Raw genomic sequence first — 24,335 nt, forward strand, 5'->3', positions numbered from 1 at the left:
CTGCGCGGCACGTGATCCGGCAGAAATTCGATCACCGGACACGGGCACCCCCCTACCGCGCCCCGCGCCGGAACCATCGCGGTCTTGAGCCCTCCCCTAGACCGACTGCCGATGGACCGATGCGGGTGGATGTACGACGGTATTGATGCTTGCGACCGTATGGCAAGACCTGGAACGGGGTCTCACGGTTTCGGATATTTGACCGTTCTCTTCGGACACCACATGAGTGTCCGGATCACCCATCACCCCTGGCGTTCCTTGGCGGTTCGTGCGCGCTTCTTAATCGTTCCGGCGCCCGGCTCTGATCTTTCCCAGGCGTTTGAGCAGGCGATCTGCAGGCCCGAACAATTCCGGTCGGCCTACGACGGTATTGCGAAGCGCCCGTACGGGTGCCCGGTGGACACGATGTCCGATTGCCATGGGGTGGCGCAGCGCCACCCACCCTTCCGACACCGTGAGTTCACGTGTCTTCAAGGAGTCCTTCCACTGCTTCTGGCCACGCCCGAGGTCGATGTGCGCGATGCCGTCGGCGGCGGCCGCCTCGGCCATGTGCAGATGCAGCAGGAGACCCGGTGAGTACCGGGCGAAGTCCGGGTCGTACGCCGGGAACCAGCAGACAAGCACGCGCTCGCTGCGCGGGCCGAAGTGCGCGGCGATCGGCGCGCCCCCGGCGTACAGGACGGAGAGGACGCCGGCGAAGGAGTCGCCGCGGCTGTGGAAGAGCTGGTGCACCAGGTGCGTGATCCAGTCGTGCGCGAAGCGGTCGCTGCGGCCCGTCCTGCGGTACTGCGCGGACTTCCAGGCGATCAGCCTGCGCAGCACGGCGGGGTCGCGCTCGTCGTGCACGTAGCGCACCTCGCCGTGGTCGCGGCTGAGCCTGCGGCCCTTGGCGAGGGTGGAGCGGAGGAACTTGGGGGAGCGGGCCCGGACCCGGGCGAGATAGCCCTCGTAGCCCTCGTCGAGATCCATCACGGGGGACGCGAACCGGCCGGAGGCGCCGGTCTCGAAAGCGTCCTGGCCGGCCGCGAGGTGGTCGAACTCCCACATCGCGAGCCCGCAGTCGCGGAGCAGGCCCCGGGCGTCCCACGCGAAGCCGGGCCGGTGCACCAGGCCCTGGCAGTCGGAGACGCCGAGGCCGACGGCCCGGCCCACGCCGGTTCTGGATCTCTGGAACGGGAAGTACGCCGCGGGCTCGCCGTCCTGTCTGGCTACGGCCACCCGCACGTTCCCCCGGACCCGCGCCATGGCGAGGGTGAACTCCGGTGCCAGGAACGGGTTCGAGAGGTCGGGCAACCCGTTCAGGTGAGCCTTGGACTGCATGGCCGTCCATGCCGCCCGGTCGGCTGCGGTGAGCTCGCCGGGGCGGTGCACGGTGACCTCCACGTCATCACGTCCGTCTACTCGGGGCGCGGTGACGCCGTCGCCGCGCCAGGGCCGACAGGAAGACGAGCACGCTGAGCGCGCCGACCGCCGCGACGCCGCCGCGGATCGACCACACGTGCAGCGCCAGCATCGACTGGGCGACCACCAGGTCGACCACGAGCGCCCCGCTGCCGCAGGCCACCACGCGGGCCCAGGTGTCGAGCCCGCGCAGCCACGGGGACAGGGCGAAGCCGGGCGCGGCGAGCAGGAAGAAGAGGACGAACGGGGCGCGCAGCGGCGAGGAGAGGTCGAGCAGCGCGAACGCCGCGCCGACGCATCCGGCGGCCACGGCCACACCCGCGAACAGCGGTGTCAGGTCCAGTTGCGTCGCTGACGCCGCTGTGCGCGGCTCTGCGCCAGGGTCCTCCTCCGGCCGTCCTGTGCCGGAAGACGCTGACTTGATCCCGATGGTCTGCATGGGCGACTTGCCCCCCGAAGCGCCGGATGCCGGGCTTCAATGTCGCTCAGCATCCGGCGGCCCGTCAAGATGCGGAGGGGGTGTGCAGATGTTCGTTGTCGGACTGTAGTCCGATCGGTGAACTGTCCTGGCGGGCAAGGGAATTACTGAAGAATTGATTGACATGGACACTATCGGCAACGGGTGGTGCGTGCTACCACTGTCGAGGCAGAAATCCTGCTAAGGGAGGTTCCATGAGATTGTCCCGTTTCACGGCATACGCTTCCTCGCTCCTCCTCGCCGCCGCCTGCACCCTCACCGGGGTGGCCACGGCGCACGCGGACTCCGGTGACGACCGGGCCGCAGCCCCCGCCTACGTGGCGCTCGGCGACTCCTACTCCTCCGGCGTCGGCGCCGGCAGCTACGACAGCGGCAGTGGGAACTGCAAGCGCAGCACCCGCTCCTACCCGGCGCTGTGGGCCGCCGCCAACTCGCCCTCCAGCTTCAGCTTCACGGCCTGTTCCGGCGCTCGAACGGGTGACGTCCTGAACAACCAGCTGGGGCCCCTGAACTCCGGCACCGGACTGGTGTCCCTCTCGGTCGGCGGCAACGACGCGGGCTTCGCCGACGTGATGATGACGTGCGTACTGCAGTCCGAATCAAGCTGTGTGACGCGCGTCAACCAGGCCAAGGCGTACGTCGATTCGACGCTGCCCGGCCAGCTGAACCAGGTCTACTCCGCGATCAGGAGCAAGGCGCCTTCCGCCCGCGTGGTGGTGCTCGGCTACCCACGCTTCTACAAACTCGGCGGCAGTTGTCTCGCCGGTCTCACCGAGGGCGAGCGCCGCGCCATCAACGGCGCCGCCGACCACCTCAACACCGCCACCGCCAAGCGCGCGGCCGACCACGGCTTCACCTTCGGCGACGTCACCACCACGTTCACCAACCACGAGATCTGCTCCAGCGACTCCTGGCTGCACAGCGTGAACTGGGGCAACATCGGTGAGTCCTACCACCCGACCGCCGCGGGCCAGTCCGGCGGCTACCTCCCGGTGTTCCGCGGAGCCGCCTCCTGACGATCCGTCACGGCCCGGCGTCCCCGCGGCCGATGTCCCCGCGGTCGGCTGACCGGCCTCACCGGTCGTAGGGAGTGGAATCGTAGGGAGAGGAGGAGCCTCCACCGGTGGTCGGGGGCTCCTCCTCGCACGTCACGGAGTACGCGACGGAGTTCGACGTCGCGGTCACCGGGCTGCGGACCTCCACCCGGACGCTGCCGCGGTGCGTGCCGGGATCCGTCCACCCCGGCACCTCCGTGTGGTTGACCTGCTTGCTCTTCCCGCCGCCCGACGCGAAGGAGAGCGTCTTCCAGCCCGGGTCGCTCGACTCGCCCTCGGCGGTCACCCACCGGTACTGCACGCCCACCGGCACCCGCCCCACGGTGAAGGTCGCTGCGAACGACGGCGCCTCACCGGCCGGTACCGGGCAGGCGCCCGTGTACGAGGTGCGGTGCGCGGTGACGCTGACGCGCACGGACTGGGCCGGGGTGGTGGTGCCCCCGTGGCCGCCGCCGGTGGAACCGCCGCCGCCCTTGCCGCCGTCGGTCCCGCCGCCGCTGCCGGATCCGCCGTTCCCGCTGCCCCCGTTGCCGGACCCGCCGCCGTCACCCCCGCCGCCGCTCCCGCTGCCGCCGCCGTCGGATCCGCTGTTGCCGGAGCCGCCGCCGTCCGAGCCGCCGGTGTTGCCGCTGCCGCTGTCGGTGCCGCCGTTCCCGCCGTCGGAGTCGTCGTTCACCAGGGCGTACGTGACGCCGCCGATGGCCAGGGCCACGGCGGTGAGGCCCGCGACGAGCACGGCGGTCGTACGGCGCGAGCGGCGCTCGGGCGTCGTGGTCGTCGTGCCGGACGCGGGACCCGGGGTGGGGGTGGTGCCGGTCGGCGCGGACGAGGCGAAACCGGCGGGCGGTGGTGGTGGCGGGGGAGTGGGGCCGGTCCGGTGGGGGGCGACGACCGTCGGCTGGTACGACGCCGAGGACTCCGTGCGCGGCGTGCGGCCCTCCGCCACCAGGCGCAGATCCCGTTCGGTGTCCGCCGCGAGCGAGCGCTCCGCCGGGTCCTTGCGCAGCAGGCCCTCGATGACCGGGGCGAGCGGTCCCGCGTGGCGCGGCGGCGGCAACTGCTCGTCGACGACGGCGCGCAGCGTGCTCAGCGGCGTGTCCTGCCGGAACGGCGAGACGCCCTCCACGGCCGCGTACAGGAGCACGCCCAGCGACCACAGGTCGGACTCCGGTCCCGGGCGGCGGCCCAACGCCCGCTCCGGAGCGAGGAATTCGGGCGAGCCGACGACCTCGCCGGTCATCGTGAGGGCCGAACTGCCCTCCACCATCGCGATCCCGAAGTCGGTGAGCACGACCCGGCCGTCGTTGGACAGCAGGACGTTGCCCGGCTTGACGTCGCGGTGCAGTACCCCGGCGTCGTGCGCGGCGCGCAGCGCGCCGAGGACCTCCGCGCCGATGTGCGCGGCGCGCTGCGGGGTCATCGGGCCCTCGGCCTCCAGGACGTCCGACAGGGACAGGCCGGGCACCAGCTCCATCACGATCCACGGCCGCCCCTCGTCGGTGGCGACGTCGTACACCGTCACGACGTTGCGGTACGGGATCCGGGCCGCGGCCCAGGCCTCCCGTTCCAGGCGGGTGTAGAGCCGCTCGACCTCGCTCGCCGGGAGCCCCGCCGGCGCGCGGACCTCCTTGACGGCGACCTGGCGGCCGAGCACGTCGTCCCGGGCCCGCCACACCGTGCCCATGCCCCCCTCGCCCAGCGGCGCCAGGAGGCGGTAACGCCCAGCGATCACTCGCGTTTCGTCGGACACGAGCCCCCCATTCGCAGCCGTGCGATTCTCCACAAAAGTAGCTCAACCGAGCGCTGTTGCGGCCCCCTTGAACACCAATCCGCACCCGAGCGCGAGGACCACGCAGGCGGAGCCCAGCGGCGCCATGCGCCGGGTGAGCCCGGCGAGCCGCACCCGCCCCGGCCGCCGCCGTGAAAGCCGCCGCTCCGCCACCGCGGCGACCCGCGTCCCGAGCCGCACGACGACGAACCCGGCCGCCGTCAGCGTCAGCGCGAGCCCCGCGCCGTACGCGAGCACGAGCAGCAGCCCGAACCAGGCCTCGCCGAGAGCGGCGGCGCCGACGAGCACGACGACGGCGGAGGGACTGGGCACGAGCCCACCGGCGAAGCCGAGGAGGAGGGTGCCGCGGAGGGTGGGGGGTGCGGGCGGGTGTGTGTGACTGTGCCCGTGCCCGTGGGAATGGGTGTGCCCATGCGCATGCCCATGAGGGTGACCGTCCCCATGAGGGTGCCCGTGCCCATGAGGGTGCCCGTGCCCATGGGAGTGCCCGTGGCCGTGGGCGTGACGCCGATGGCGCCAGGCGCGGCGGAGCAGGACGGCGCCCGCGCCGGCGACGAGGAGGCCGCTGGCGACGCCGAGCCAGGCGACGACGGAGGGGGCGGCGGCGGAACCGCCCGCGACGAGGAGCCCGAGCGCCACGACGCCCAAGGTGTGGGTGACGGTGACGGAGGCGGCGAGGGGCAGCACGTCGCGGAGGGAGGCGGTGCCGCGGGCGGCGGCGGTGGCGGCCATCAGGGTCTTGCCGTGCCCGGGGGCGAGGGCGTGCAGGGCGCCGAGGAGCAGGGCGGTGCCGAGGGCCGCGGCGGCGAAGGTCCAGGTGAGGTCGTGGCGGGCGACGAGCCGGGTGAGGGCGTCGGTGGCGGCGCGGGGGAGCGCGGAGGCGGGCGGTGCGGGGTCGGCGGCGAGTGCGGGGCCGCCGGGGCGGACGCGCAGGGTGGCGGAGGTGGTGTCGGGAGGGTCGGAGGTGAGGCGCTTCGGGTAGCGGGTGAGGGCGCGCGAGGGCGAGGTCGCGGGGACGTCGGTGCCGGTGAGGGTCATGCGGTCGCCGCGGGCCGTGATCTCGCGCCAGCCCGGGGTGGGTTGGCGGACGGAGCCGTAGCTGAGGGCGAGGTTCCGGCCTTCGGGGAGCGGGGCGGCGAAGCGGCACTCGACACGGACGGTGGGGAGCCCGGCCTGGCCGGGGCGCACGAGGACGCGGGCGGCGCGGGACCGTACGGGGACGGGCCGCCCGCCGACGGCGAGGCGGGTGCCGGCGGCGGCCCCACGGCACCGCTCGGCAGCCCAACGGCCGCTCCCCGCCCGCTTGATGCCGGGCTCGGCCTGGGCCCCGGGAATCTCCGCCAGATCCTCGACATGGTCGACACGGAGTCGGCCCGGGGCCAGGGTCAGGGCGTCGTGCTGGTTGACGGTGAAGTTGCCGAGGGGGTGAGCGGAGGCCGGGGCGGCGGGGAGGAGGAGGGTGCCGCAGAGGGCGAGGAGGAGGGCGGCGAGGGCGCGGCGGGTCCAGGTGGCGGGGCGGTGCTTGGGCCGGGTGCGGTGCGGCCGGTGGAGGGTGGGGAGTGCCCGGGTGGCGGTGCGGTGCCCGAGCCAGGCTCGGCGTGCCCGGCGGCGTGGCCCAACTGGCCTGCCCTGCCTGGCCCGCAGCCCTCGGCGGACGGTTCCACCCCGTCCGGGCCGTCCGCCCCCGAGGGGCGAAAGCCGCCGAACGAGCTCCTCACGACGCCCCGGCCGGTCGACCCCGGGCGCACCGCCCAGGGTGCTCGGACCCGCCCCCGGCCCACCCTCAGGCGCGGGGCGACGGGTGAGCGGGTGGGAGACATACGCCGCGGAGCGGCGGGACAGGCGCACCGCCCACCCGGCGGCACCCGCACACGAAACAGCCCTCATCGCAACCCCTCCAACAGTCGCCCGGCGTCCCGGGACCCCACGGGCGAGAACCCCGAGTTGAGCCCGAGCGCCCGCTCGAGCCACCGCCGCCCCGCGGAGGGCGAACCGGCACGCAGCTCGATGACCCCGCGGTGGTAGAAGAAGGACGCCTCACGGAACCCCGTGGCCGTGGCCCGCCGGGCGTACCGCAGGGCCTCCCGGTCACGCCCGACGGCGTGCAGGGCCCACCCGAGGGCGTCCGCGGTGTGCACGGTTCGCCGCCGCCCCCACTCGGCCCGCGCCGCGGCCAGCGCGGCCTCGGCGTCCCCGTGGTCCACGGCGGCGAGCGCGGTGTCCAGGTCGGGGTTGACCCCGTTCGCACGGGCCAGCCGCGTCCAGGCGTGGATCAGCCGGTACTGCTCCCGGGCCCGCGCCGACTCCCCACGGGACTCGTACAGTTCACCGAGCGCCACCAGCGTCCCGGGCAGCGGCTGCCGGGCCACGGCGGCCCGCAGATCGGCGACGGCCGCCCCCGTCTCGCCCCGGGCGGCCCGCACCCGCCCCCGCGTCTCAAGCGCGGGAACGTACGACGGATCGGCCCGCAACGCGACCGCGCACCGCCGCGCGGCCTGCGCGTACTGCCCCTGCCGCCAGGCCAGTTGGGCCAGCGCCGTGGCGACGTACGCGACGTCGCCGGGCGCCCGCGCGGAGGCGAGGGCGCGTTCCAGGGCGCGCCGCGCCCCGCCGACGTCCCCGCGCAGCTCCCGCACGTACGCGTACCGCGTGAAGACCGGGATGCCGGGCCGCCGCGCGTCGGCGTCCCGCGCCGCCTTCAACGCCCGTTCGTACGAGCCGAGTTCGACGAGCGCGTCGATGCGGGTGGCGAGCGCCCGCTCGCTGTAGGGGTTCGCGGCAAGGGCCCGCTCGGCGTACCGCAGCGCGCCGGGGAAGTCGTGCCGCGCGGCGGCGAGCGCGCCGTGCCCGGCGAGGGCCCCGTCGTGGCCGGGGCGGAGCGCGAGCGCGCGGTCGAGTGCGCGTTCGGCCTCCGCGTACCGGGTGGGGTCGGCCTGCGTGCGCGCCTGTTCGACGTACGCGGACCCGAGCGCGGCCCAGGACGCGAAGTCCCGGGGCCGTGCCCGCACCCGCTCCCGCAGCGCGGCGACCCCGCGGTCGAGGTCGCCCGCGCGCAGCCCGTCGGGCGGCGCCGCGAACGGGGGCGGCGGGGCGGCCGCCACGGACGGCCGCCCCTCCCTCCCGCAGCCCGCCGACGACCAGCGCACCCGCGGTCAGCACGACCGCGAGCGCGGCGACGGCCCCGAGCCGCCACCCGGCCCGGCGGGCGCCACCCGCACGGACCGGCCGTCCGGCCGACGTGTCACCGAGCCGCCGCACAGCGCTCCCGAGGCCCTCCGCCCGGTCCCCGACCGGGGGGCCGTCGAGCGGCACCCCGGCGGAGTCGGTGGACCGGCCCGAATCGGCGGACCACCTGGAACCGGCGGTCCGGTCCGACCTGGTGGTCGGGTCCGACTCGGTGGTCCGGCTCGACCCGGTGGTCGGGTCCGGCCCTGCGGTCGGGTCTGGCCCGGCGGTCCGGCTCGGTCCGGCGGTCCGGTCCGACTTGGCGGTCCGGCTCGACCCGGTGGTCGGGTCCGGCCCTGCGGTCGGGTCTGGCCCGGCGGTCCGGCTCGGTCCGGCGGACCCGTCCGACTTGGCGGTCCGGCTCGACCCGGTGGTCGGGTCCGGCCCTGCGGTCGGGTCTGGCCCAGCGGTCCGGCTCGGCCCGGCGGACCCGTCCGACTCGACGGTCCGGCTCGACCCGGCGGTCGGGTCCGGCCCGGCGGTCCGGACCGACCCGGTGGACCCGCCCAGCCCGGTGGACCCGCCCAGCCCGGTGGACCAAGGCACCCCGGCAGATCGAGCCGCCCTCCCCGACCGAGTCACCCCGGCCGGCCGAGCCGCCCTCCCCGGCCGGGCGCCCCCGGCCGACCGAGCCGTCCCCCAAAGGCGCTTCATGCGGCGGCCGGCCATCTCAACTCCCCATGACCCCGGGCCCGCGCCCCCGCGGACCCGCGCCGTCGGCCCGCGCGCGCCACCACACGAGGCCGAGGATCAGGAGCAGCAGACCTGCGCCGCCGGCTGCGGCGGAGGCCAGGAGGACGGTGTCGGTGGAGTCGTCCGTGTCGCGGGCCGCGGTGGCCGGTGCGCCGCCGTTCATGGCGTTGCCCGGCGCGCCGGAGCCGTCGTCCGAGCCGGAGCGTGCGCCCTTCTCGGCGAGGGGCCCGCGGGAGCCCGAGGTGGGCAGGGCCAGATACGGGAAGGAGCGTCCGAAGGCGCGGTCGTTGGCGTTGACGGCGTCGCCCAAGTCGTTCTTCCGGCCGACGAGTTCGCCCTGGACGACCTGGAGGGAGATGTCGAGGACGTCGTCACCGAGCCGCCGCCCGTTGGGGTAGCCCGCGTTGTCGCCGTCGAGGACGCCGAGGCGCTTCGGCGAGGCGGTGGGCTTGACGGAGGTGTTCAGCCGCAGAGCCTCGGCGGGCCGTACGCCCGGCGGCTGGTTGAGGTCCTTGACGCCGGTCAGGAACACCGACACCAGGTCGTTGCGGGGCTCCTTGGGTGCCTTGATCTTGTAGATCGACTCGATGAGGCGCGGCAGCTCCGGCTTGGTGACGTACGGCAGGAAGTCCGCGTCGTTCCAGGGCGAGGACGCGTTGAACTTGTCCTTGTCCTTCATGGGGACGACGACCTCGTTGACGAGGGGCGCCCCCAGCCGGGAGACCTGCGTCCACTTCCCGGACGCGCTCTTGCGCTGCGTCGTCGACCAGACGCCGACGGTCGGCTGCTTCTCCGACTGGCGGATCGAGGCGGACGGCACCTGCAGGGCGACGGAGTTGACGTTGTACCCGGCGAGGGTGTCCCGCCCGACCTCCGACAGATCGCCGCCGTACAGCAGGTCGAACACCCGCAGGTCCAGGAAGAACGGATCGTCGGCCTGCCCGGCGAACGCCGTACCGCCGTCGGACAGCTTCCGCACGGCCTGCCCGCGCAGCTTGGCGTAGTCGGGCATGGACGCCTCGCCGACATGACTCGGCGCGACCGGCAGGTCGTCGGCGACCTTCTTCGTCGAGACGACCTTCTGGTCCTTCAGGCGCAGCAGGTCGATGTCGTACGTCTGCGTCACGTTCAGGTCCGGGTCGTCCAGGGACGTGACGGGGCCGGTGTTGTAGAGGAACGTGTCCCCGTTCTTCGTACGGGTGTCGAAGGTCCAGCGGTACAGCAGGTCGCCCTGCGCGTCGCCGTCGCTGTCGATGTGCACGTCGTACTGGGCGTCCTCGGCGAACGTGTAGAAGTTCGGGCCGCCCGCCGGCTCCGAGAACGGCAGCCAGTTCGCGACGATCGTGGTGGTGTCGGGCTTGTCGGGGCTGACGAACGCGTACACGTCCGTGTTGTCGTACTGCGGCTGCCCCGAGATCAGCGGGGCCTCACGGTGGCTGGAGGCGTGGGCCGCCTCCGGTTCGAGCGTGCCGGTCCCGGCGGCTGCGAGCCCCCCGGCGGCCAGCACGCCGCACACGAGCCCGGCGATGCCACGGGTGCTCCGTAGCCTCGCGCGGCTCCTCGCGACTGCTGTCATCGCGTCCGTCCTCACTGTGGTGGTGGGTGGTCGGGCGTCTCTCGTGAGTCGTCCCGACGGCCGCGCGCGTGGGCCGGGCGCGGTCCGTCTGCCCCGCCATTCGGCGCCGCGCCCCGCGCGGATTGGCACCAATCCCGCCCGAGGTCTCGCACCGAACCCCCACCGCGTCCAGAATTGGGCGCCCGGGGAGCGGGGAACGGCCGCGACGTGCACCGAAGACCCCGGGAGAGAGGCCCGAAGAAGAGGGGGGACTCGGGTGGACGCTGACGCACTGCTGCCCCTGGTGGCCCGCGGCGACCAGAAGGCGTTCGAGGAGCTGTACGGACTGGTGTCCGGGCCGGTGTACGGCCTGGTCCGCAGAGTGCTGCGCGACCCCGCCCAGTCGGAGGAGGTGGTCCAGGAAGTGCTCCTCGAACTGTGGCGCACCGCCGCCCGGTACGACCCGGCACGCGGCACCGCCCTGTCCTGGATCCTCACGCTCGCCCACCGCAGGGCCGTCGACCGGGTCCGCAGCGCACGGGCCGCGAGCGACCGCGAGCAGCGCGTCGCCCAGCGCGCCGAGACGCCCGCGTTCGACCAGGTCGCCGAGGAGGTCGAGGGCAGCCTGGAGCGCGAGTGGGTGCGCCGCTGCCTGGAACGCCTCACCGACCTCCAGCACCAGGCCGTCACGCTCGCCTACTACGACGGCTACACCTACCGCGAGGTGGCCCGCCGCCTCTCCGTCCCCCTCGGCACCGTCAAGACCCGGATGCGGGACGGCCTCCTGCGGCTGCGCGACTGTCTGGGCGCCGCCGCATGAGACCCACGGGCACCGGCCTGTTCGGCCGCATCCGGATGTACGTGGGCGGCCTGCCGATCGGCCGCACCACGCACTCCCTCGCCGTGCCGTACGCCCTCGACGCCCTCGACCCGCAGGAGACCCGCCGCTTCGAGCGGCATCTGGAGGGGTGCTCGCGCTGCACCGACGAGGTGCGGGCGCTCGCGGCCGACACCGTACGCCTGGCGCGCGCCGCATCCGTCCCGGCGCCGCCGGATCTGCGGGACCGCATCCTGACCGCCGTGCGCGCCACCGAGCAGGAGGCTCCGGAGCCCGCGGTGGTCGTGCGGGAGCGCGGGGGCGCCCCGGCGCGCGGCCGCGCCCCCGTCCTCGTGGCGCTCGCCGCGTCCGCCGCCGTCCTCGCCCTCGTCGCCGTCGGCATCCTCGCCCTCGCCCTCGGCCGCGCCGACGACCGGCTCGACGAGGAGCGGGCCGCCGCACGTGAGATCGCCCACGTCCTGGCCGCGCCCGACGCCCGCGCGGCCGACGCCAGGGACGCCCGCGGGCGCGGCCTCGGCGTCGTCGCCTCCCGCGCGCGGGGACAGGCCGTGGTCACTCCGTCCCGGCTCGGCAGCCCGCCCGACGGCCGGGCCCATCAACTGTGGGTGATGCGCGCCGGGGCCGCGCCGCGCTCCCTGGGCCTTCTGGACGGCGAAACGCCGGTCGTCGCGGACGATCTGAGGGGCGGCGCCGGATCACTCGCTGTCACCGTCGAACCCGACGGTGGCTCGGTGCGGCCCACTACCGCACCGGTTGTCCAACTCACCCTGAAATCAGTTGGATTCGGAGAGTAATCGTCAACGTCCTTGTGGGGAAGGTGAATCCTGCGACCGGGATACACGAGTGTCATGGCGGGGCGATAGGGTTAACCTGCCCTGGGCCGGGTGCCCTCGTACGGGTGGGGAGTGACATGGAACAGATAACAGTGCGCAGTAGGGCGAGGGTCCCTGCGATCACTTGTGGGAGCGGCGCGAGCAGTTCGCGTCTCGACCGTCATCTCTCGGTGCTGGGCGGTCCTGCCGTCCCGCAGCGTGAGGCGGCCGAGGCGACGCTGCTGATGCGCGAGCTCACCTCGCGTGATGTCGCGCACGACCGCAGCGGTGGCAGGCGCGCACGGGTGCGCCGGGTGTCGCTGTTCGCTCCGCTGCGGCGGTTGCGGCGTTCGCTGTTCGGCAGCCACTAGTTTCTGGCGTGGGCGCCTTGGTCTCGGGCCGTGGCGTCCCGCCGTCCTCCCTCAGCTTTCTCCCGCCCGCTTCGCCGCATGGTGCCCGTGGGGCGGGGTGCCGCCGATCGGCCTGCGGCCTCGTCCTCAAACGCCGGACGGGCTCTTTCCCACCCACCCGCCCGGACTTGCATCGGCCTGCCCGACAGCCCGGCACCCTCAGCCCCTCGTGGCTCACCCCCGTATCGGCGCTCCGCGCCTCGTCCTCAAACGCCGGACAGGCTTTCTCCCACCCACCCGCCCAAACCTGCACTTGCTGTGCAGCAGCGCGGCACCTTCAGCCCCGAACGGGATTTTTCCCACCCGCCCGCCCCCGCTAATGCTTCGGCTGGGCAGCAGCCCGGCACCTTCGGCCTTGAAACGGCTCGCGCGGCAGTGCCTCCCCGGACCGCCCCGGCACCTTTCAGCCTGCCCGCAGCACCTCTCCAGCTCACCCCGCGGTATCTTTCCAGCCCACCTCGTGGCACCTTTCCGCGGCCCACCCCGTGGCACCTTTCCGCGGCCCACCCCGTGGCACCTTTCCTTGGCCCGCCCTGCGGCACCTTTCCGGCCCGCCCCGGCTGTACTTCAGCCCGTCCGGCGTTTGAGGACGAGGCGCGGAGCGCCGATTCGGGGGTGGACTGTCCCGGTTGGCACGGGACGCCCGCCTACGGGGTCCAGGGGCGGAGCCCATGGTTTCGGGAAGGGGCGGGATCGGGGAGAGCCCCGCAGGGTGCCCCGGCCGCCGTCGTCTCAGTCGGCCTGCAGGTTCAGGTGGGGCAGGTCGCCTCGGGAGGCCACGCCCAGTTTGGGGTAGGCGTTGTAGAGGTGGTAGCCGACTGTGCGGGGGGACAGGAACAGTTGGGCGCCGATGTCGCGGTTGGACAGGCCCGTGGCGGCCAGGCGGACGACCTGGCGTTCCTGGGGCGTGAGCCGGGCCGCCGTCAGTTTCTCCGGACCCCGAGGGGCCCTGCTCTCCCCGGTCGCGCGCAGCTCCGCGCGGGCCCGCCCCGCCCACGGCGCAGCCTCCACCTGCTCGAACACATCGAGCGCAGCCCGCAGGACCCCCCGGGCCTCGCTCCTGCGCCCGGCCCGCCGCAGCCACTGACCGAAGAGAAGCCGCGTACGGGCCTGCTCGAAGGGGCGGCCGTCGTCGGCGTGCAACCGCAGGGCCTCCTCGTACGCCGCATGCACCGCGTCCGCCCCGCCCGCCTCGGTCTCGGCAAGGAGACCCCGGCACCGGGCCGCGACGGCACGGGCCCACGACGTGCCCGTGTGCCCGGCCCACTCGGCGTACCGCGCCGCCAACTCCCTGACACCGTCCGGCTTTCCGGCGCGGACGGCGGCCTCGACGTGGTCGGGGACGCAGTACAGGGCGACGGTGGTGTGGGACGCCGGGCCCGCAGCCAGGTCCTCGTAGCCCCGCAGCGCCGCCTCGTGGCGGCCGAGGCCCAGGTCGAGCAGGGGCTGGGCGGCGGCGCTCCACACCCGGCCCGGCGGGGCCTGCCGGGGGTCGGTGAAGGCCGTGAGTTCCTTGACGCGGGCCTCGTCGCCGCCGAGCGCGGCCAGATAGGCGAGGACGCCGGTCAGCTGAGCGGCGTAGTGGCGCTGCCCGCTGTCCTCGGCGATCCGCACCCCCTCGTCCGCCCCGGCGACCGCGCACCCGTGCCGCCCGAGCAGCACCCGGGCCCGCGCCCGAAGCAGCAGCACCAACGGCAGCGGCCCGACCGCCCCCTGCTCACGGCACTCGCGCTCAAGCTCGGCCGCCAGCTCGATGCCGCCCTCCAGATCGCCGAGCGGCGCGAACCACGTGGCGATGGACGCCCGCTCGCGCAGGCCGAGCCCGTGCGCCCCGCCGCGCAGCCGCCCGAACAGGTCCCGCAGCGGCGGCAGGGCCCGGCCGGGGTCGCCCGCCGCGAGCCGGGCGATGCCGTCGACGGCGGGCAGGTACGGCGGGGCGCCGGACGGCGGCGCCAGGTCGAGGGCCGCCACACGGTCGGTGATCTCGTCGATGGACGGACGGTGCCCCGCCACCCAGGCCGCCGTCATCGCCTCGTACAGGAGCGTCGCCGCCGTGTCCGGCGCCCGGTCCGCGACCGCCGACGCCGTGTCCAGGAGTACCTGGTGCGCCGCGTCGAACTCCTCGCGCTCCCGGGCCACGCCCGCGCGGACCCGGGCGAGCCGGGCCAGGACGGCCGGGTCGGTGAGGTGCGGGGCGGCGTGCCGGGCGAGGTCGGCCGCGTGCGCGCTCTGGCCCGCGTCCGCCGCGGCCACGGCGGCGAGCGCGAGGCGCCGGGCCCGGTCGGTGCCGTCCGGGGTGAGCCGTGCGGCCCGTTCGTGCGCCGCCGCCTCGGCCGCGTAGCCGCCGCGTGCGCGGGCCTGCCGCGCGGTCTCCTCCAGGGCGGCGGCGACGTACTCGTCCGGCGCGGTCGATGCCGCCGCCAACTGCCAGGCGCGGCGGTCGGCGCCGCCCACGCGCGGCAGGGCGTCCGCGAGCGCGCGGTGCGCGGCGACCCGGGCGGCGAGCGGGGCCGACTGATAGGCGGCCGTACGGATCAGCGGGTGCCCGAACACGAGCCGCCCGCCCTCCAGGCGTATGAGCTGTCGGCGCTCGGCCGGTTCGAGATCGGCGACCCCCGCCCCGAGCGCGCCCGCCGCGGCCGTCGTCGCCTCCACGTCGCCGGTGCCCTCCGCCGCCGCCACGAGGAGCAGTGTGCGGGTCGCGTCCGGCAGCGCGGTGACACGGTCCACGAACGTCTGCTGGACGCGGGAGCCCTGGGGGAGCGCCACCGCGTGCGAAGGACCGGCGAGCGCCCCGAGGTGCCCCTCTCGCTGGGCCGCGGGGAGTTCCCGCAGCGCCAGCGGATTCCCGTGCGCCTCGGCGAGGATCTCGGCGCGTACGTACGGAGGCAGGTCACCCGCGTGCTCGGCGAGGAGGTCGGCGGCGGCCAGGTCGTCGATGCCCGTGACCCGCGACTCCGGCAGGCCGGGGGCCGGGAACCGGGGCGCGTGCCCCTCGCGCACCGCGAACAGCAGCACCACGCCCTCGGCGGCGAGGCGCCGCGCCGCGAACAGCAGCGCTTCGGCGGACGCGTGGTCCAGCCAGTGCGCGTCGTCGACCACGCACAACAGGGGCTGCCCGTCGGCGAGTTCGGCGAGGAGCGTGAGAGCGGCGAGGCCGGTCAGGAAGCGGTCGGCCGCGCTCGTGGCGCCGTCGCCGTCCGCCGGCCCGTGCGCCGCTCCCGGCCCCGGTGCCAGCCCCAACGCCGTGCGCAGGGCCGCCGCCTGGGGTGCGGGGAGGGCCGCGATCCGGTCGGTGTCCCGGTGCAGGAGGAGGTGGAGGGCCGCGAAGGGGAGGTCGGTCTCCGTCTCCGTGGCCGTGGTGCGGAGCACCTTGAAGCCCTGGGCCTCGGCCAGGGCCGTCGTCTCGGCGAGGAGGGCCGACTTGCCGATGCCCGCCTCGCCGCGCAGGACCAGGGCAGCGCTGTGGCCCTGCCGGGCCCGGGTCAGGAGGGCTGCCAGCTGGTCCAGTTCTGCGGCGCGACCTTGAAGCATGGTTCAAGTAAGCCGCCGGGGGCGGTGGATATTCCCCGGGGGGAGAGGGAGGGCGGGACCCGGTGGCCGGCCGCCCTCTCCGCGCCCCCTCCTCACCCCGCCATCGTCAGAATCACCTTCCCCCGCCCGTGCCCCGACTCCACCTCGCGCTGCGCCGCCGCTGCCTCCGCCAACGGGAACGTGGCCCGGACGTGGACCCGCAGCAGGCCCTTGGCGTACAGGTCGGTGACCTCGGCCAGGCGCTCGGCGGTGCGGGTGCCGCGGATCAGGGGGAGGCCCAGGCGCTCGGCCTCCTCGTCGTCGACCATCGACATGACGCGGGAGCGGTCCTTGGCCACGGCGACCGACGCGCGCAGCGCCTGTGCGCCCGCGCCGTCGAGGGCCGCGTCGACGCCGTCGGGGGCGACGGCGCGCACCCGATCCTCCAGGCCGTCCCCGTACTCCACCGGGATCGCGCCGAGATCCCGCAGGTGGGCGTGGTTGCGGGGGCTCGCCGTGCCGATGACGGTGGTGGCGCCCCAGGCCCTGGCGAGCTGTACGGACAGCGTGCCGAGGCCGCCCGCCGCGCCGTTGATGAGGACCGTGTCGCCGGGGCCGACGCCGAGCGCGCTGAGCGCCATGTGCGCGCCCTGCGCGTTGCCCGGGAAGCCGCCGGCGACGGTGAAGTCCATGGCGTCGGGCTTGGTGACGAGGTGGTCGGCGCCGACGACGACGTACTCGGCGTACGCGCCGAGCAGCGTGAAGCCGAGCACGCCCTGGCCGGGCACGAAGCCCGTGACGTCCGCGCCCACCGCGTCCACCGTGCCCGCGAACTCGTTGCCGGGGACGATCGGGAACTCCACCCCCGGCGGCCGCATCACCCCCTGCCGGATGCCGATGTCGAACGGCATCACGCCCGCCGCGCGGACCCGCACCCGCACCTGACCGGGCCCCGGTTCGGGCACGTCGAGTTCCACCGGGCGCAGCACGTCGGCGGCGCCGTACTCCCGCAGGGCCATCGCGTTCATCCTCATGACGCCGTCTCCTTCTCCGTCGTGCCGGTGGTCAGGACGACCTTGCCGACCGTCGCGCGGCCGAGCAGTGCCGTGTGGGCGGCGGCCGCGTCCCGCAGCGGGAACGTGGTGACGGCCGGCACCAGGGTGCCGTCCGCCGCCGCGGCGAGCGCCCGCTCCTGGAGCCCGCGCAGCCCGCCGGGCAGGCGGACGATCCGCGGACCCAGCGCGTGCGTGACCGTCAGGACCTTCTCGTGCAGGTCCTTCGACGTGAACTCCGTCGGCGCGCCGGACGACCAGCCGTAGACCACGAACTGTCCGCCGTGCCCGAGGAGTTCGAAGGCCGTGCGGCCCGCCGTGCCGCCCACGCTGTCGAAGGCCACGCCCACCGCACGGCCGCCGAGCCCCTCCCGCACCCGGTCCGCCCAGTCCGGCAGGGAGTAGTCGACGGCGACGTCCGCGCCGAGGGCCCGTGCCCGCGCCACCTTGTCGGGGCCGCCCGCCGCGGCCACGACGGTCGCGCCGACGTTCTTCGCCGCCTGCACGAGGAGCGTGCCGATGCCGCCCGCCGCGGCGGTCACGAGGACCACGTCGTCCGGCCCGGGCGCGGCCACGTCCAGGACGCCGAGCGCCATCCGGCCGGTGCCGACCATGGCGATCGCCGCTGCGTACGACAGGGAGTCCGGCAGCGGGAACAGGGCCTCCGGCTCGCGGACCGCCAGCTCGGCGTAGCCCGCGTTGACCAGGCCGAGGTGGGTGACCACCCGGCGGCCCAGCCACTCCTCGCCGACGCCCGCACCGAGCCGGTCGACGACCCCGGCGACCTCGCGGCCCGGCGTGAGCGGCGGCTCCGGCAGCGTGAAGGGCAGCTCGTCGGCCGCGCCGCGCTGCAGGGCGGTGTCGAGGAGGTGGACTCCCGCGGCCCGTACGGAGATCCGGACCTGGCCGGGTCCTGGCTCGGGGTCGGGCACCTCCTCGTAGCGGAGTTGCTCGGGGCCGCCGAAGGCGTGGATGCGGATGGCGTGCATGGGAGGTCCTTCCAGGGTGGGAGGTGAGCGGGGCGACTTGGGCCCGCATCCAGGAAGTTAGGCGGGCGGTGCGCGCGGTCGCCTCTGTCGGATGACTGGGATCGGATGACTGGGGTCGGGCGACTGGGGTCGGTTCCCGCGCCCCGGGGCCGGGGCCCCGGGGCGACCGGGTCCGGCACACCCCAGTCATCCGACAGAGGCGACCGCCCCCGCCTCGTTCCTAGCGTCGGCCGCATGACTCAGCACACTCCCGAATCCACCCGCACCCCGCCGCCCGACGGCACCCCGGCCACGCGCTGGGCGCCCGTCGCCGTGATGGCGCTGGCGATGCTCATGGTCACCCTGGAGATCAGCCTGACGGCGGTGACGCTGCCCGCGATGGGCGACGACCTGGGCGTCGGCTCCTCGTCCGCCCAGTGGGTCCTCCTCGCGTACACGCTGCCCACCGCCGCCCTCGCGATCCCCGCGGGACGCTGGAGCGACCGCGTCGACCTGCGCGCCCTGTTCCTGCTCGCCGTGCCCGCGATCGGCCTGACCAGCGTCCTCGCGGCCACCGCGCCCAACCTGGAGGTGCTGCTCGCGGCCCGCGTCCTCCAAGGCGTGGCGGGCGCCCTCGTCGGGGCGCTCTACCTGCCGGTGGTCGCCGCGAGCGTGCGGCCCGAACAGCGGGGGCGGGCCATGGGGTTCGTGGCCACGGTCATGCCGATCGGGTCCATGGGCGGCTCGTCCCTCGGCGGGGCCGTCGTCGACGCCTACGGCTGGCGGCCGGTGTTCCTCCTGAAGATCCCCGTGCTGCTCGTCGTGTGGTGGCTGGGGGCGCGCCTCATCCCGCGCACGGACAAGGGCCTCGCGGCGCCCGGCCGTTCACTGGTCGGCGACGGCGTGCTGCTCGGCGCCGCCGTGACCGCGCTGCTCCTCGCCTTCGGCCGGATCGAGGCGGACGCGCCCGTCGCCGCGACCCTGTTCGGCCTCGTGGCCGTCGCGGGCGCCGTGACCTGGGCGCGGCTCGGCACCGCCCGGCCCGTCCTCGACCTGCTGCGCCGCCGCGAGGTGGGCCTGCCCGTCCTCTCGCTCTTCCTCAGCGGCACGTTCGTGGGGCTCTCCTACTTCCTGCTGCCGTACTACGTCGCCGACGTCCTGGACGCCGGGGCGTCCCTGACCGGCCTGGCGATGGTCTTCTTCATCGGCGCGGTCGCGCTGACGGCGCCGCTCGGCGGGGCGCTCGCCGACCGGCTGCCGCCGCGGCTCGTGGGGGCGGTGGGGGCCGGGCTGTGCGGCGCGGGCGTCCTCAGCATGGTGACCCTCGGGCCGGACGCGGGCCTGTGGGACATCGGCTGGCGGCTCGCCCTCGCGGGCGCCGGGCAGGCCCTCTTCGGCACGCCCGTGAACGCCGGGATCCTCGGCGCGACCCCCGCGCACCTCGTCGGGACGGCGGGCGGCGTCGGCAACACGTCCCGCACGCTGGCGTTCGCGGTGGGCCCGGCGGTCGCCGCGCTCGCCTACGGCATCGGCGGGGGCGGCGAGTCCGGCTTCCACGTGGGCGTCGTCGTCCTGGTGGTGCTCCAGGGCCTGAGCCTGGTGGCGCTGCTGCCGGGGGCGGGGCGCGCTTCCCGCGGGTGAGGGCGACCACCCCCTACAGCAGCGCGAACTGCCCCTCGGGCCCCTCCTCATGGTGGTCGAGCACCGAAGCGGGCCGCCGCGCCGACCCGGGCACCGGCAGCACCCCGGCCGCCCGCAGGTCCCCGGCCGTGATCCGGCCCCCGTCGCCGACGTCGAACGGCTCCTCCGCCGCGAGGAGCGCGAGGACCGTGACCAGTTCGAGGAACTGGGACGTCCACTCCTGGGGCCAGGCGGCCGGGCGGACGGCCTCCAGGGAGCCCGGTTCCGCGTCGGCCGTCCGCCGCTCGAACCACAGCTCCAGGACCCGCACGCCGCTCACCCGGAAGTCCCAGGCGGCCGCGGGCACGGGGGAGATGACGCCGCTCTCGCCGACCAGGAGGGCTTCCTCGTCCGGGTCGTAGGCGAGGGTGCGGGGCCGCGCGGGCAGCGGTGACCGGACGTAGGGGCGCTTGCCGCCGGGCAGTTTGGGGCGCTCGCCGCCCGCGCCCCGCAGGTGCAGCCACAGCAGCCGCCGCCCCGCCGCGACGCCCCGCGCCCACACCCGGGCGTCGGAGGTCAGCGGCACCGCGCAGCCCGCCGCCGAGGCCCGGGCCGCGGCCAGCGTCCACGCGAGGACGTCGGGGGCGGTGACCTCGGTCCCGTACACGTGCGTGAGATGGCGCGACAGGCCCGGCGCGAGGTTGGGTTCGAGGCCGCCGGGGCGTCGGAAGAGGGGGCGGACGCGGCCGGGGCGGCCCGCGGGGGAGCGCCCGTCGGGGAGCACGGCGGACGCGAGCACCGCGGGGCCCGTGCTGTCGGCCACGTACCCCTGCTCGGTGAGGAAGAGCTGCCCGTCGCCGAGGACGCGCCACAGCTCGGGCCGGGCCGCGTCGATGAGGCGGTGGTCGGGGATGAGCCACTGCTCGTCGAAGGGGCCGTGCAGGACCCGCACGGGCTCGGGGCACGGGCCGTTCTCGCGGGCGAGGCGGACCGTGGCGCCGTCGAAGCCGGGCAGTTGGGCGACGGCCGTGTGCAGGGTCCGGGCCCGGGTGGGCCGCAGCAGTCTCTCGCGGTCGGCCGCGTCGGCGCGGACGAAGGCGTCCCAACGGGCCTTCAGGGACGCGGCGTCCGGCGCCATCGGCCACGCGCGCCCGGGCCTGAGCGGCGCGACGGACCACGGCAGGAGATCCGCGAGCAGCGGCGCTTCGTCGTGCGTCACGCCCGGCATCGTACGACGCCGGGAAAGACGGCCGACACGGGCAGGGGAGCCCCCGCCGCGGCGGGATGGCGCGGGACGGGCGCGGTCACAGCGTGCTGTCGCCGGCGTCGGCGTCGGACCAGGAGTCCTCGAAGGGGTCCGCGAAACCGCCGTCGTAGTCGTAGGGGCCCGTCGTCATGTCGGTGTCCGTGCTGTCTGTGGTGTCTGTGATGTCCGTGCTGTTCATGGTGTCCGTCGCGTCCAGGGCGTACGGGTCGTGGGCCGCCGCGAAGCCGCTCGCCGCGTACGTGCCGTGGTCGTGGTGGGTGTCGTGCGTCCCGTGGTCGGCGCCGGACCCGTCGTGCGGACCCGGGTCGTCGAACCAGCCCTCGGCCGCCGACACCGCCTCCTTCGCGCCCCAGACCGCGGCCCCGGCCACCACCGCGCCGCCCGCCACGACGAACGTCCCTCCCCAGCACACCTGATGCTCCGGCCGCCGCCCGCCCCGGGAGACGGGCCCGCGATAGGCGGGGACCAGGCCGCGCACCGCCCCCGGAGCGGGGACGTACACCCAGCCGCGGGACCGGAAGCCCTTGCCGGGCACGCTCACCTCCAGCGGGGCGAACTGCTCGGCGGCGGGATCCGTGGAGAGCTGCGTGACGACGTCCTGGTACAGGTCGTCGGTGACGGCGAGCGCGAGATCGCTGTCCGTGCGCGCGCCGAGCGCCGCCCGCAACTGCGGCGAGTCCAGGACGCGGCAGGCGTGCACCACGGCGGCCCCCACGAACCCGGTGGCCGCCTCGTGCACGAGCCCCTGCGCCAGGGAGGCGCGCAGCCGGATCCGTCCGCCCGCGCCGGGCCGCGCGTTGAGGCGGTGCAGGGCGCTGCGCAGTCCTCGTACCGCGCTGGGCAGCACATGTCCCTCGTCGATGCCCGGCGGCAGGACGAGGAGCTGGCCGTCCCCGCTGTCCTGGCGCGCGCAGCGGGCCGGGTCCACCTCGGCGACGCGGCAGGTCTGCAGCATCGCCCACAGCAGCCGGTCCTGCACGTCGACGGCGGCGGGGCTGCGGCGCCCGCTGTACTTCTCTACGTCCACGACGAGGCACAGGCGGCGCACGCCGGGAACAAGCCGGTCACGCCCGGGCATCGCACCGCTCCCTCGGGGGTGACGGAGGCGTGAGGGGAACGCGTCGCCGGGCCCGCCGCGGACTCCCTCTCCGGAGGGAATCCGCCCGCGCACGACGGCCTACGCTCACGGACGTGGGCACGACCCGTACCCACGCGAGGGGGAGTCGGTGACCGTCCGTCCCCGGGGCCGGTCCTACGGGGGCACGGGGACGGGCGGCACAGGCACCCCCCTCAGTACGCACCGTGGTCGCTGTCGAAGTCGGCATCGTCGTCCGCGAGGTCGCTCAAGTCGTCGTCCGTGGCGCCGAGTCCGTCGGCGGAGCCGTAGTCGTCGGCGGAGCCGTGGTCCTCGTGGCCTACGTCGTACGTGTCGTACGCGGCGTGGTCGTCCGGCGCGTGGCCGTCGACCCCGGCGACGTACTGGGACACCGAGGCGTAACCGGTGCCGTCCGCAGCCTCGATGACGTCGTCCTCGGTCAGCAGGCCCTCGTCCCAGGTCTGTTCGTGCTCGGCCATGGGTCCCCCTCCGGTCGCGGACATGATGGCGCCCGCGTACAGGGTCGTCGAGCAAAACAGCAAAAATCAGTCAAGGGGGAGCCATGGCGGGCACAATGAGCCTCCCTGTGGTCCATGTCACACCGGACCGTGGGGGCGCGTCGGGCCGTAGGGGTGCGGGACCGAGGGGGGTGCGTCCGATGGGGGACGCGGAGTCGGAGTACGAACTGGCCGCGGCGGCCGAAACATTGCTCACCTGCGCCGTCGCCGCCGACGGCGGTGGCGAGGAGGCCGCGCCGCTGGCGCGCGCCCTGCGCAGGGCCGCGCACCGGCTCGCGCCGCCGCTGCGACTCGCTGTGGCGGGCCAGATCAAACGCGGCAAGTCGACCCTGGTCAACGCGCTCCTCGGGGAGGAGGTCGCCCTCACGGGGCAGCTCGAACTCACCTACACCGTCAGCGAGTTGCGCTACGACGAACAGCGGTCCGTCACCGTCCACCATCGGGACGGGACGAGCCGGGCGCTGCCCGCGGCGGAGTTCCGGCGGATGACCGCCCGCGCCGACGACGCGGCGGCCCTGCTCGGCGACGTGACCCGGGTCGAGTACGGCATGCCCAACCGCCTGCTGCTGTCCTTCCGGCTCGCGGACACCCCCGGGCTCGGCAGCGTGCACGGCCTCGACTCCCGCGGGACCCAGGACTACCTGGGCATCTCCGCCTTCGCGGGCGAGGCGGAACAGGTGGCGCTGCGGCAGGCCCTCGCGGCGTCGGGGCGTACCGCGCAGGACGTGCACGGCGACAGCGCGCGCGAGATCGAGCGCGCCGACGCCGTCCTGTACCTCTTCGACCGGGGGCTGCACGAGCGGGACCGGGCCGGGGTGCGGGACTTCCTCGGCGACGCGGGCAGCCGTCTCACCCCGCTCAACGCCTTCGGGGTGCTCAGCCGCTGCGACCAGCAGTGGCCGCCGGGCAGCGATCTGCCGGGCGACCCCGACCCGCTCACCTGGGACCCGATGGAGGTGTCGGCGCGGATCGCCGAGCGGTACCTGGAGCGGCCCGAGGTGCGCTCCCTGTTCTTCACCGTGCTGCCCGTCTCCGGACTCCTAGGCGCCGGGGCCCGCCTCCTCACGGACGAGGAACTCGGCTACCTGGACGACCTGCGCGGCGCCGAACCGCGCGTCCTGGTCCGACGGCTGCGGGACGCAGGCCGGTTCACCGGGGCGCAGGAGCTCAAGGGCGTCCCGCTGCCCGCTGCGGCGCGCCGGGCGCTCGTGGAGCGGCTCGGCATCTGGGGCGTCCACCTCGCCTGCGGCGCGCTCCGGGACGGGGCCACTCAGGAGCAGCTGCGGGCCCGCCTCCTCGCGGCCAGCGGAGTGGAGCGGCTGCGGGACCTGATCGTCCGGCACTTCGGCAACCGCGCCGCCCTCATCAAGCTGGACCACGGGGTGCGTTCCGCCGACAAGGAGATCGCGCGGCTGCGCCTCGCGGCGGGCGCCGAGGGCCGCCGTCCCGGGGCCGTCGCGGGCGGTGTGGCCGCCGACCTGGAGCGGCTGCGGGCGCGCACGGCGGGCTTCGCCGAACTGAACATCCTGTCCGCGCACTACCGCGGCGAACTCCGCCTCTCGGCGGACGAGACGCGTCGGCTCCTCGCGATCACCGGGGAGTACGGGACCACGCTGCCGCGCAGGCTCGGCCTGCCGGACGCCGCCTCGCACGCCGAACTCCACGCGGCCGCCCTGGCCGCCGTGCACGCCTGGGCGACGCGGGAGCAGGACCCGACGCTGGACCGGCACTCTCTCCTGGCGGTGCGGGCGGTGCGGCGCAGCTGCGAGCGGCTGCTGCACGGGCTGCGCACCTCCGGGGCCGACGGGAGTGCCCACCCGGGCCGCATCCGCGCGGGCCGCGCGGACCTGGCCGCACCTGGACCGCATCGGGAGGTACGAGAGGGATGACGGAACGCGGGGAGTACGGTGAGCGCGGTGAGCGCGACGAGCGCCGCGAGTCCGGCGGACGTGGTGAGCGGGACACGAGGGGCTGGGCGGGCCGGTCCCGCTGGCCGGTGGGGCGCCGGTCCCGCACCGGCCGGCGGCCCGAAGCGGCGCCGACGG

At 75.3% G+C, this 24,335-nt stretch carries 17 protein-coding genes and 1 pseudogene; 6 read left to right on the plus strand and 12 right to left on the minus strand.

What is annotated here, in order from left to right:
* Nucleotides 1–279 precede the first annotated feature (279 nt).
* Complete coding sequence (locus tag AB6L24_RS11515; protein ID WP_405654798.1) at nucleotides 280–1,383, minus strand: GNAT family N-acetyltransferase; 1,104 nt, start codon at nucleotides 1,381–1,383, stop codon at nucleotides 280–282.
* A gap of 4 nt (nucleotides 1,384–1,387) precedes the next feature.
* On the minus strand, nucleotides 1,388–1,711 hold the full coding sequence (locus AB6L24_RS11520) for a hypothetical protein (RefSeq protein ID WP_405654800.1): 324 nt from the start codon (nucleotides 1,709–1,711) through the stop codon (nucleotides 1,388–1,390).
* Nucleotides 1,712–2,073: 362 nt separating this feature from the next.
* Between AB6L24_RS11520 and AB6L24_RS11525 the strand changes: the two genes are divergently transcribed.
* On the plus strand, nucleotides 2,074–2,895 hold the full coding sequence (locus tag AB6L24_RS11525; RefSeq protein ID WP_405654802.1) for an SGNH/GDSL hydrolase family protein: 822 nt from the start codon (nucleotides 2,074–2,076) through the stop codon (nucleotides 2,893–2,895).
* Between the two features lie 58 nt (nucleotides 2,896–2,953).
* Here the strand turns inward: AB6L24_RS11525 and AB6L24_RS11530 are convergent, their stop codons facing one another.
* From AB6L24_RS11530 to AB6L24_RS11545, 4 genes are all read right to left on the minus strand, one after another.
* Nucleotides 2,954–4,666 carry a serine/threonine-protein kinase gene (locus tag AB6L24_RS11530; RefSeq protein WP_405654804.1) on the minus strand — a complete coding sequence of 571 codons (1,713 nt, stop codon included), beginning with the start codon at nucleotides 4,664–4,666 and terminating at the stop codon, nucleotides 2,954–2,956.
* 60 nt (nucleotides 4,667–4,726) lie between these two features.
* Nucleotides 4,727–6,610, minus strand: coding sequence for a sulfite exporter TauE/SafE family protein (locus AB6L24_RS11535; RefSeq protein WP_405654806.1), 1,884 nt, complete (start codon nucleotides 6,608–6,610; stop codon nucleotides 4,727–4,729).
* Nucleotides 6,607–7,824, minus strand: coding sequence for a tetratricopeptide repeat protein (locus AB6L24_RS11540; RefSeq protein WP_405654808.1), 1,218 nt, complete (start codon nucleotides 7,822–7,824; stop codon nucleotides 6,607–6,609). The genes AB6L24_RS11535 and AB6L24_RS11540 overlap by 4 nt, the downstream gene beginning before the upstream one ends.
* A 794-nt stretch (nucleotides 7,825–8,618) precedes the next feature.
* Entirely contained in the window at nucleotides 8,619–10,217 is a 1,599-nt protein-coding gene (locus AB6L24_RS11545; protein ID WP_405654810.1) for a DUF4331 domain-containing protein, read from the minus strand.
* Between the two features lie 247 nt (nucleotides 10,218–10,464).
* On the opposite strand from AB6L24_RS11545, the pseudogene AB6L24_RS11550 reads away from it, so the two are divergent.
* From AB6L24_RS11550 to AB6L24_RS11560, 3 genes and pseudogenes are all read left to right on the plus strand, one after another.
* Nucleotides 10,465–11,016, plus strand: a pseudogene (locus tag AB6L24_RS11550) (sigma-70 family RNA polymerase sigma factor); the annotation flags it as partial.
* A complete protein-coding gene (locus AB6L24_RS11555; RefSeq protein ID WP_405654812.1) occupies nucleotides 11,013–11,828 on the plus strand; it encodes an anti-sigma factor domain-containing protein in 816 nt (271 codons plus the stop codon). The pseudogene AB6L24_RS11550 and the gene AB6L24_RS11555, both read left to right, overlap by 4 nt.
* Before the next feature lie 116 nt (nucleotides 11,829–11,944).
* Complete coding sequence (locus tag AB6L24_RS11560) at nucleotides 11,945–12,217, plus strand: hypothetical protein (protein WP_030356142.1); 273 nt, start codon at nucleotides 11,945–11,947, stop codon at nucleotides 12,215–12,217.
* 771 nt (nucleotides 12,218–12,988) lie between these two features.
* Here AB6L24_RS11560 and AB6L24_RS11565 read toward each other — a convergent pair.
* The 3 genes from AB6L24_RS11565 to AB6L24_RS11575 all read right to left on the minus strand — a co-directional run bounded on the left by AB6L24_RS11565 (nucleotide 12,989) and on the right by AB6L24_RS11575 (nucleotide 17,810).
* Nucleotides 12,989–15,790 (minus strand): AAA family ATPase, encoded by a 2,802-nt coding sequence (locus AB6L24_RS11565; RefSeq protein ID WP_405654815.1) that lies wholly within the window; start codon nucleotides 15,788–15,790, stop codon nucleotides 12,989–12,991.
* Nucleotides 15,791–15,882: 92 nt separating this feature from the next.
* Nucleotides 15,883–16,803: an NADP-dependent oxidoreductase gene (locus tag AB6L24_RS11570; protein ID WP_405654816.1), complete on the minus strand. Its 921-nt coding sequence runs from the start codon at nucleotides 16,801–16,803 to the stop codon at nucleotides 15,883–15,885.
* The gene (locus tag AB6L24_RS11575; RefSeq protein ID WP_405654818.1) at nucleotides 16,800–17,810 is read right to left on the minus strand and encodes a zinc-binding dehydrogenase; all 1,011 of its coding nucleotides are present in this window, start codon (nucleotides 17,808–17,810) and stop codon (nucleotides 16,800–16,802) included. The genes AB6L24_RS11570 and AB6L24_RS11575 overlap by 4 nt, the downstream gene beginning before the upstream one ends.
* A 234-nt stretch (nucleotides 17,811–18,044) precedes the next feature.
* Here AB6L24_RS11575 and AB6L24_RS11580 point away from each other — a divergent pair, with 234 nt between their 5' ends.
* On the plus strand, nucleotides 18,045–19,430 hold the full coding sequence (locus AB6L24_RS11580) for an MFS transporter (RefSeq protein WP_405654820.1): 1,386 nt from the start codon (nucleotides 18,045–18,047) through the stop codon (nucleotides 19,428–19,430).
* A 13-nt stretch (nucleotides 19,431–19,443) separates the two neighbouring features.
* Here AB6L24_RS11580 and AB6L24_RS11585 read toward each other — a convergent pair whose 3' ends face one another.
* From AB6L24_RS11585 to AB6L24_RS11595, 3 genes are all read right to left on the minus strand, one after another.
* Nucleotides 19,444–20,637 carry a type ISP restriction/modification enzyme gene (locus tag AB6L24_RS11585; RefSeq protein ID WP_405654822.1) on the minus strand — a complete coding sequence of 398 codons (1,194 nt, stop codon included), beginning with the start codon at nucleotides 20,635–20,637 and terminating at the stop codon, nucleotides 19,444–19,446.
* Nucleotides 20,638–20,713: 76 nt separating this feature from the next.
* Entirely contained in the window at nucleotides 20,714–21,754 is a 1,041-nt protein-coding gene (locus AB6L24_RS11590) for a hypothetical protein (RefSeq protein ID WP_405654824.1), read from the minus strand.
* 212 nt (nucleotides 21,755–21,966) lie between these two features.
* On the minus strand, nucleotides 21,967–22,251 hold the full coding sequence (locus tag AB6L24_RS11595) for a hypothetical protein (protein WP_405654826.1): 285 nt from the start codon (nucleotides 22,249–22,251) through the stop codon (nucleotides 21,967–21,969).
* A 179-nt stretch (nucleotides 22,252–22,430) separates the two neighbouring features.
* Between AB6L24_RS11595 and AB6L24_RS11600 the strand changes: the two genes are divergently transcribed.
* A complete protein-coding gene (locus tag AB6L24_RS11600; RefSeq protein WP_405654828.1) occupies nucleotides 22,431–24,179 on the plus strand; it encodes a dynamin family protein in 1,749 nt (582 codons plus the stop codon).
* Nucleotides 24,180–24,335 lie beyond the last annotated feature (156 nt).

This window comes from Streptomyces sp. RK9, assembly GCF_045070545.1.
Classification (GTDB): domain Bacteria; phylum Actinomycetota; class Actinomycetes; order Streptomycetales; family Streptomycetaceae; genus Streptomyces; species Streptomyces alboflavus.

Bases quoted from the DNA above. Each gene is read 5' to 3' on its own strand.
- AB6L24_RS11525 (WP_405654802.1), top strand. From the start codon at position 2,074: ATGAGATTGTCCCGTTTCACGGCATACGCTTCCTCGCTCCTCCTCGCC.
- AB6L24_RS11535 (WP_405654806.1), bottom strand. From the start codon at position 6,610: ATGAGGGCTGTTTCGTGTGCGGGTGCCGCCGGGTGGGCGGTGCGCCTG.
- AB6L24_RS11545 (WP_405654810.1), bottom strand. From the start codon at position 10,217: ATGACAGCAGTCGCGAGGAGCCGCGCGAGGCTACGGAGCACCCGTGGC.
- AB6L24_RS11555 (WP_405654812.1), top strand. From the start codon at position 11,013: ATGAGACCCACGGGCACCGGCCTGTTCGGCCGCATCCGGATGTACGTG.
- AB6L24_RS11560 (WP_030356142.1), top strand. From the start codon at position 11,945: ATGGAACAGATAACAGTGCGCAGTAGGGCGAGGGTCCCTGCGATCACT.
- AB6L24_RS11565 (WP_405654815.1), bottom strand. From the start codon at position 15,790: ATGCTTCAAGGTCGCGCCGCAGAACTGGACCAGCTGGCAGCCCTCCTG.
- AB6L24_RS11570 (WP_405654816.1), bottom strand. From the start codon at position 16,803: ATGAGGATGAACGCGATGGCCCTGCGGGAGTACGGCGCCGCCGACGTG.
- AB6L24_RS11575 (WP_405654818.1), bottom strand. From the start codon at position 17,810: ATGCACGCCATCCGCATCCACGCCTTCGGCGGCCCCGAGCAACTCCGC.
- AB6L24_RS11580 (WP_405654820.1), top strand. From the start codon at position 18,045: ATGACTCAGCACACTCCCGAATCCACCCGCACCCCGCCGCCCGACGGC.
- AB6L24_RS11585 (WP_405654822.1), bottom strand. From the start codon at position 20,637: ATGCCGGGCGTGACGCACGACGAAGCGCCGCTGCTCGCGGATCTCCTG.
- AB6L24_RS11590 (WP_405654824.1), bottom strand. From the start codon at position 21,754: ATGCCCGGGCGTGACCGGCTTGTTCCCGGCGTGCGCCGCCTGTGCCTC.
- AB6L24_RS11595 (WP_405654826.1), bottom strand. From the start codon at position 22,251: ATGGCCGAGCACGAACAGACCTGGGACGAGGGCCTGCTGACCGAGGAC.
- AB6L24_RS11600 (WP_405654828.1), top strand. From the start codon at position 22,431: ATGGGGGACGCGGAGTCGGAGTACGAACTGGCCGCGGCGGCCGAAACA.